Annotated in this window: 8 protein-coding genes; 4 read left to right on the plus strand and 4 right to left on the minus strand. The window is 65.0% G+C overall.

Annotated elements, in window-relative coordinates; translation table 11 throughout:
• Together DYI24_RS16685 and DYI24_RS16690 are read left to right on the plus strand one after the other, a co-directional pair.
• The coding region (locus tag DYI24_RS16685) for a type II secretion system F family protein (protein ID WP_502706350.1) at window positions 1-251 on the plus strand (251 nt) is incomplete at its 5' end.
• An 8-nt stretch (window positions 252-259) separates the two neighbouring features.
• Window positions 260-1,234: a type II secretion system F family protein gene (locus DYI24_RS16690; protein ID WP_164573099.1), complete on the plus strand. Its 975-nt coding sequence runs from the start codon at window positions 260-262 to the stop codon at window positions 1,232-1,234.
• Between the two features lie 23 nt (window positions 1,235-1,257).
• On the opposite strand, the gene DYI24_RS16695 is transcribed toward DYI24_RS16690, so the two are convergent.
• Window positions 1,258-2,052, minus strand: coding sequence for a tetratricopeptide repeat protein (locus tag DYI24_RS16695; RefSeq protein ID WP_164573100.1), 795 nt, complete (start codon window positions 2,050-2,052; stop codon window positions 1,258-1,260).
• A gap of 116 nt (window positions 2,053-2,168) precedes the next feature.
• On the opposite strand from DYI24_RS16695, the gene DYI24_RS16700 reads away from it, so the two are divergent.
• Both DYI24_RS16700 and DYI24_RS16705 read left to right on the plus strand, forming a co-directional pair.
• The gene (locus DYI24_RS16700) at window positions 2,169-3,551 is read left to right on the plus strand and encodes a leucyl aminopeptidase family protein (protein ID WP_164573101.1); all 1,383 of its coding nucleotides are present in this window, start codon (window positions 2,169-2,171) and stop codon (window positions 3,549-3,551) included.
• On the plus strand, window positions 3,544-4,389 hold the full coding sequence (locus tag DYI24_RS16705) for a C40 family peptidase (RefSeq protein ID WP_164573102.1): 846 nt from the start codon (window positions 3,544-3,546) through the stop codon (window positions 4,387-4,389). The genes DYI24_RS16700 and DYI24_RS16705 overlap by 8 nt, the downstream gene beginning before the upstream one ends.
• On the opposite strand, the gene DYI24_RS16710 is transcribed toward DYI24_RS16705, so the two are convergent.
• The 3 genes from DYI24_RS16710 to DYI24_RS16720 form a co-directional block, all read right to left on the minus strand.
• Window positions 4,373-5,011 (minus strand): NUDIX domain-containing protein, encoded by a 639-nt coding sequence (locus DYI24_RS16710; RefSeq protein ID WP_164573103.1) that lies wholly within the window; start codon window positions 5,009-5,011, stop codon window positions 4,373-4,375. The genes DYI24_RS16705 and DYI24_RS16710 overlap by 17 nt on opposite strands.
• A 7-nt stretch (window positions 5,012-5,018) precedes the next feature.
• Window positions 5,019-6,656 carry an ABC transporter ATP-binding protein gene (locus DYI24_RS16715; protein WP_164573104.1) on the minus strand — a complete coding sequence of 546 codons (1,638 nt, stop codon included), beginning with the start codon at window positions 6,654-6,656 and terminating at the stop codon, window positions 5,019-5,021.
• A gap of 5 nt (window positions 6,657-6,661) precedes the next feature.
• Window positions 6,662-7,742 (minus strand): ABC transporter permease (locus DYI24_RS16720; protein WP_164573105.1); only part of this gene is annotated, 1,081 nt, incomplete at its 5' end.

Genomic DNA, 7,742 nt, shown 5'->3' on the forward strand with positions numbered 1-7,742 from the left:
TGTCCAAGGTGCTGCGCGATCGCAAGAAGATGGCCGAGAAGATCCAGGCGATGTCGATGGAAGCCAAGGCATCGGCCGCGATCATCGGTTCGCTGCCGATCATCGTGATGCTGCTGGTCTATGTGACGACCCCAGACTACATCTCGCTGCTGTGGACACATCCGACCGGTCGCATCCTGCTCGCGGCTTCGGCGCTATGGATGTCGGCGGGCATCTTCGTGATGAAGAAGATGATCAACTTCGACTTCTGAGGGCGGCCATGTTGGATTTTCTGATCGAGAAGTTCCACGACGCGCGGTTCATGGCGACGCTGCTCGCGGCCATCGCGGCGAGCGCGACGGTCTACACCCTCATCATTCCGTTCTTTGCAGGCGAGACGCTTGCCAAGCGAATGAAGGCAGTCGGCAGCGAACGCGAGCGCCTGCGTCAGCGCGAACGCGATCGTCTCGCCAAAGCCGAGAAGGTGTCACTGCGCCAGGCGCCGAAGAAATTCGTGGCGCGCGTGGTGGAAGACTTCAACCTCGCCAAATGGCTGGCGCAAGAATCCGCACGCGACAAGCTGGTGATGGCCGGCTACCGCGGCCAGGCACCCTACGTGACCTTCCTGTTCTTCCGTATGGTGATGCCGATCGCGTTCGGTATAGCTTCAGCACTGTACGTGTTTGTCATCGCGAATTTCGACCAGCCGCTGACGGTCAAGATCGGTATGTGCCTCGCCGCGATCTTCTTCGGCATGCAGGCGCCGATGCTGTTTCTGAAAAACGCGATCCAGAAACGGCAACTGTCGATCAAGCGGGCGTTTCCCGACGCGCTCGACCTGCTGCTGATCTGCATCGAGTCCGGCATGTCGATCGAAACCGCGTTCCGTCGGGTCTCGATCGAAATCGGATCGCAGTCGATCCCGCTCGCCGAAGAATTCACCCTAACCACCGCCGAGCTGTCCTATCTGCAGGACCGCAAGCAGGCCTACGAGAATCTGGCGCTACGCACCGGCCTCGACGGGGTGAAGTCGGTCTGCCTGGCGCTGCAGCAGTCGGAGCGATACGGCACGCCGCTCGGCCAGAGCCTGCGGGTGATGGCGCAGGAAAACCGCGACATGCGCATGAACGAGGCCGAGAAGAAGGCGGCAGCACTGCCGCCCAAGCTCACCGTGCCGATGATCGTGTTCTTCCTGCCGGTGCTGTTCGTGGTGATCCTGGGCCCGACCGGCATTCGCATCGCGGCGATGCAGTAAGGTCGACCGCTTAAAGGATCAGCTTAGCGGCCGGAGGCTAGCACGCCACGGCCCGCCGCTCGGGCGGCATCATGGCCGCTCACCATCTCCTTGAGATAGGCGACGTTGGCGGCGGCCTCGTCCGGCGGCAGATCGGCACGGACGATCGACTCGGCCTCGGCGTAACGGCCCTGAAGGCCGATCACCAGCGCCAGGTTCTGACGCACCCGCGAGTCCGCCCGGCCGCTTGCGTAGGCACGCCGCAGCGTGTCTTCGGCTTTCGGCAGCTCTTTGGTCAGCACGTAGGACATGCCGAGGTTCGACAACACAGAGGGCTCGTCCGGTGCAAGCCGCAGCGCGCTGGCGTAGTAACGCCGCGCTTCCTCGTTGCGTCCCATCTGGTCGAGCACGGTGCCCTGGACCGACAGGATGCGCCAATCGGGATTGTCGGGGCTGTGCGCCCGTGACAGCGTGTCGAACGCCAACTGGAAATTGCCGTTATCGGCGAGTGCGCGGCCATATGCTGCCCGCACTGCCTTGTTGCTCGGATTCGCGAGCGAGGCCTTCTCCAGCACCGCGACGGCCTGGGCGCGCTGGCCGATCGCGCGCAGCGCGTTGCCGTAAGCAATTGCAGCGTCGGGATCGTTGGGGCGTGACCGGTAGCGATCGCCGGCGATCTCGACCGCGCGGTTCGGATCGGCTGCGGCCTCGTTGCGGCTGCCGAGCGAGCCGGTGACATCGGCCAGGCCGATGGTCTTGCAACCTGCGAGCGACACCGCCAGGCTGACGGTCAGCGCCGCAGATGCGGCAAACCGGGCAAGACAAGGCAGGTCGCGCATGGCACCATACTCACAAAGCCGACGAATTCTGGCCCAGCAATAGAGCGTTAACCCTAATGTTGGGTTAATCCCTCCGGCCATCGGCGCCGCCTTAAGATTCGAAAGAGCCGCAACGCATGCATCCGATTTTCCAAACCGAGCCCACTCCGTCCGCAACGCCAATTCTGTTCGTCACCAAATCGAGCTGGGATGCGATGCGGGCCGATCTGCCCGAAGCAGCTCAACGCTTTGCAACGGCAAGCGGCTATAGCGGCAAGCCGGGTCAGTATCTGGCGCTGCCGACGGCGGACGGCGAGATTGGACACGTGCTGTTCGGCCTCGATGAGCCGGACGCGCAAAGCCAAGACCGCTTCCGCCCCGGCGCCCTGCCCGGGCTGCTGCCCGCCGGCGTGTATCGTTTCGCCAACGCGCCTCACGATGTGCGGCTTGCCGCTCTCGCCTTCGCGCTCGGCGCCTATAAGTTTGGCCGCTATCGCAAGGCCGAGCCGCCGGCCGTGCGTCTGGTTCCTCCCGAGGGTGTCGATGCCGCCGCGATCAGCCGCGCCGCAGACGCCGCGGCGCTGGCGCGCGACCTCATCAACACGCCGTCGAACGACATGGGGCCGGCTGAACTCGCCGACGCTGCGGACGCACTGGCGACGCGCTTCGGCGCGAGCATCAGCGTCATCGTCGGTGACGAGCTCGCCACCCAGAACTTCCCGTTGATCCGCGCGGTCGGCATGGCCTCGACCCGCGCGCCGCGGCTGATCGATCTGACCTGGGGTGATCCGTCCCATCCGAAGGTCACGTTGGTCGGCAAGGGCGTGTGCTTCGACACCGGCGGCCTCGATCTGAAGCCGTCGAGTGCGATGCTGATCATGAAGAAGGACATGGGCGGCGCCGCCAACGTCCTGGCGCTGGCTTCGATGATCATGGACGCCGGGTTGAAGCTGCGGTTGCGCGTGCTGATCCCTGCGGTCGAGAACTCCGTCGCCGGCAACGCGATGCGGCCACTCGACATCTTCCCCTCGCGCAAGGGGCCGACCGTCGAGATCGGCAACACCGATGCCGAAGGCCGGCTGGTGCTGGCCGATGCGCTCGCTTATGCGGACGAGGAAGCGCCGGACCTGCTGATCGATCTTGGCACGCTGACCGGCGCAGCCCGCGTCGCGCTCGGTCCCGATCTGCCACCCTACTACACCAACGACGAGACGCTGGCGCTCGATGTCGCGCGCCACGCCAGCGCGGAGAACGATCCGCTGTGGCGGATGCCGCTGTGGGGCCCGTACGACTCGTGGCTCGACTCCAAGGTCGCGAACATCAACAACGCGCCGTCCGGTGGCTTCGCTGGCTCGATCACCTGCGCGCTGTTCTTGCAGCGCTTCGTCGAAGCCGCCAAGAGCTGGCTGCACGTCGACATCTACGGCTGGACGCCGAAGGCCAAGCCTGGTCGTCCCGAAGGCGGCGAATGCCAAGCCGCGCGCGCGATCTTCGCGCTGTTGAGCGAGCGCTATGGCTGATCGCAGGCTGACGCCGGCGCGGCCCGACCTCGCCGCTAAACATCTCGAAGGCCAAGTTACCGCGGCGCGGTTCGTCGAAGGTGAAGTGTTCGAAGTCAGCTACGGCGTGGCACCGGTGCGGCGCGAGCCGTTTTCCGGCGCGATGCTGGAGACCGAGGCACTGAAAGGCGAGCGCGTCACCGTCTATGACCGGACCGAAGAAGGCTGGGCCTGGGGCCAGCTGATGACCGACGGCTATGTCGGCTGGCTACCGGATCTCGCTTTGTATAGGCCGGCCGCTGAGCCGACCCACAAGGTGACGGCGCTACGCACTTTCGCGTTCCACGGTCCTTCGATCAAACTGCCGCCGGCGGAGACGCTGCCGCTCGGCGCGCGGCTGGCGATCGTGCGCGAGGATGCGAGTTTCGCGGTGACGCAGGAAGGCTGGCACGTGCCGCGCCGGCACGTCGCGCCACTCGCTGATGTCGAAGCCGATTTCGTCGCGGTTGCCGAACGCTTCGTCGGCACGCCGTATCTGTGGGGCGGTCGTAGCAGCCTCGGCATCGACTGTTCGGGTCTGGTGCAAACCGCGCTGGCGGCCTGCGGGATCGCCGCGCCGCGCGACAGCGACATGCAGGAAGCCGCGCTCGGTACGGCTGTGCCGCTCGACCAGCAGTCTGCGCTGAAGCGCGGGGATCTGTTGTTCTGGAAGGGCCACGTCGCGATCGCACGCGACGCCGTCAGCATCGTGCACGCCAACGCTTATCACATGGCGACGGCGATCGAACCGACCCACGAGGCGATCGCGCGGATCGCAGCGGCCGGCAGCTCGCTGACTGCGATCAAGCGGCTTGGCTGAAACACTCGCGCAGTCGCGCCCGATTAAGCGCCAGCCACTGCAAGGCGGTCACCAGCAGCGCGTTGTTGAACGCGCCGCGGCTGAGAGCCGCCAGCGCCTCGTCGATCGTCACGACGAACGGCTCGGTGTCCTCGTCTTCTTCGGCCAATCCGGCGCGTTGCAGCACCGCGCTGGAATCGACGTGACCGACAAAGAAGATGACCTGTTCATCGGTGAGGCCCGGGGTCGGCAGGACGCGATAAAGCTCGGCAAGCTGCGTCGGTGCGACGCCGATCTCCTCGATGCATTCGCGCCGCGCCGCATCCGCATCGGTCTCGTGCGGATCAACCCGGCCGGCGACGATCTCGACCATGTCGCCGCGCCCGGTGGCAAGATGCGCCGGAAGTCGAAATTGCCGGATCAGGACGACCGAATCCCGCGCCAAATCGATCGGGACTACAGCCGCGACGCGGCTGGCGCGCAGAACGTCCCGCCGCTGCAACAGCGGCGGCTCGCCATCGCGCCGGATCGACACCTCGAAACGCTGATAGGACATGAACCCCTGCCCGATCAGCTCAGGCGCCGACACGGTGACATCCGCCGCGTGGTCCGCGAGCTGATTAGTTTGGTCGCTCTCGCTCATCAAACACCTATTGGGCCGCAGCGCCGCCGGGCGCGGTCTCGAGCCGGAACGCGGCGGCGAACAGCGCCCGCGTATAGTCGGTCTTCGGAGACTTGAACAGTTCGGCCGCGGGACCTTCCTCGACCACTTTGCCTTGTTTCATGACGATCAGATGACTGGCAAGCGAGGCCACGACGCGCAGATCGTGCGAAATAAACATGTAGGTCAGATCGCGCTTGCGCTGCAGTTCGCGTAGCAGATCGACCATCTGCGCCTGAAACAGCATGTCGAGCGCGCTGGTCGGCTCATCGAGCACAACGAAGTTCGGCTCCAGCACCACCGCGCGCGCGATCGAAATCCGCTGCCGCTGACCGCCGGAGAACTCGTGCGGATAGCGGAAGCGGGTCGCCGGATCGAGGCCGACCTCCTTCAGCGCCTTGATCACCCGCGCTTCGCGCTCGGCATCGCCGAGTTGCGGCTGATGCACGCTGAGCCCCTCGGCGATGATATCGCCGACCGACATGCGCGGGCTAAGCGCGCCGAATGGGTCCTGAAACACGATCTGCATATCGCGGCGGAACGGCCGCATCTGCTTGAACTTCAAGCCCTGGATGTCGTTGCCCAGAAACACGATCGGCCCGTCGGACGAGATCAGCCGCAGCATCGCCAATCCGAGCGTGGTCTTGCCCGAGCCGGACTCGCCGACCACGCCGAGCGTCTCACCTTTACGGATCGCCAGCGTCACGCCATCGACCGCCTTGATGTGCCCGACCGTCTTGCGCATCAGGCCGCGACGGATCGGAAACCAGACTTTGAGATCGTCGGTCGAGATCACCACCGGCGCATCAGGACACGGCGGCGCCGGGTCTGGCTTCGGCTCGGCCGCCAGCAGCGCCTTGGTGTAGGGATGCTGCGGGTCGGTAAACACCTGTTCGACCGGCCCCTGCTCGACGATCTTGCCGGTGTGCATCACGCACACCGTGTCGGCGATGCGACGGACGATTCCGAGATCGTGGGTGATGAACAGCATGCTCATCCCGAGCCGCGCGCGAATGTCGGCGAGCAACGCCAGGATCTGCGCCTGCACGGTGACATCGAGCGCCGTGGTCGGCTCGTCGGCGATCAGCAGATCCGGCTCGTTGGCGAGCGCCATCGCGATCATCACGCGCTGCCGCTGCCCGCCGGACAATTGATGCGGATAGCTGGCGAGACGCGTCTCCGGCTCGGGAATGCCGACCTGCGTCAGCAGCTCGATGATCCGCGCCCGCGCCTTGGCGCCGCGCACGCCGCCGTGCAATTGCAGGATCTCGCCGATCTGCGCCTCGATCGTGTGCAGCGGATTGAGCGAGGTCATCGGCTCCTGAAACACGATCGAGATCTCGTTGCCACGAATGCCGCGGATCTCGCGCTCGGACATCCCGAGCAGTTCGCGTCCCTTGAACCGGATCTGGCCGGACGGATGCGACGCGCTCGGATACGGCAGCAGCTTCAGGATCGACAGCGCGCTGACCGACTTGCCCGAGCCGGACTCGCCCACCAGCGCAACGCATTCGCCCCGCTTGATCCGGAACGACACATGATCGACGGCCGTCGACGTCCCGCTGGGCTGATGGAAGGCGACAGACAGGTCGCTGACATCAAGCAGAGGCTGGTTGATCGCGTCCATGCAGCTCACCTGAACGTCTTGCGCGGGTCGAAGGCATCGCGGACGGCCTCGCCGATGAAGATCAGCAGCGACAGCATGATGGCGACGGCGAAGAACCCGGTGAAGCCGAGCCATGGGGCCTGAACGTTGGCCTTGCCCTGCGCCAGCAATTCGCCCAGCGACGGCGAGCCAGGCGGCAAGCCGAAGCCGAGGAAGTCCAGCGCCGTCAAGGTCATCACCGAGGATGACACGATGAACGGCAGGAACGTCATGGTCGCCACCATCGCATTCGGCAGCAGGTGACGGACCATGATCTTGGCGTTGGAGACACCGAGCGCCCGGGCGGCGGTGATGTACTCGAAGTTTCTGCCGCGCAGAAACTCGGCCCGCACCAGGCCGACCAGCGACACCCAGCTAAACAGCAACAGGATGCCGAGCAGCACGAAGAAACCCGGCACCAGCACCGACGACAGGATCAGCAGAAGGTATAGCGACGGGATCGCGGTCCAGACTTCGATCAGCCGCTGGAAGGTGAGATCGACCCAACCGCCGAAATAGCCCTGGATGCCGCCGGCCGCGACGCCGATGATCGACGAGATGATCGTCAGGCTGAGGCCGAACAGAATCGAGATCCGGAAGCCGTAGATCAGCCGGGCGACCACGTCGCGGCCCTGATCGTCAGTGCCGAGCCAGTTGTATTCGAGATCGCGGCAGCTCTTGACGCCCTTCTTGGCGACCACCGCGGCGCATTCCTGTTCGGTCAGCAGCCAAGTCGGCTTCGACGGCGCCGGCGTCGGCAGGTCGAGATTGTGGGTGCCGTAGGAATAGCGGATCGGCGCCCAGATCACTGTGCCGCCCTTGTCGGCGATCAGCTTCTGCAGAAACGGATCTCGATAATCCGCCGCCGTTTCGAAGTCGCCGCCGAAGGTGGTCTCGGAATAGGTTACGACCGCCGGGAAATAATAATGGCCGTCGAGCTTGATCAGCAGCGGCCGGTCGTTGGCGATGAACTCGGCAAACAGCGAGATGCCAAACAGCACCAGGAAGATCCAGAACGACCAGTAGCCGCGGCGGTTGGCCTTGAAGTTCTGCCAGCGCCGCTTGTTC

The sequence above is a fragment of the Rhodopseudomonas sp. BR0C11 genome, from assembly GCF_010820945.1.
GTDB lineage: Bacteria > Pseudomonadota > Alphaproteobacteria > Rhizobiales > Xanthobacteraceae > Rhodopseudomonas > Rhodopseudomonas palustris_H.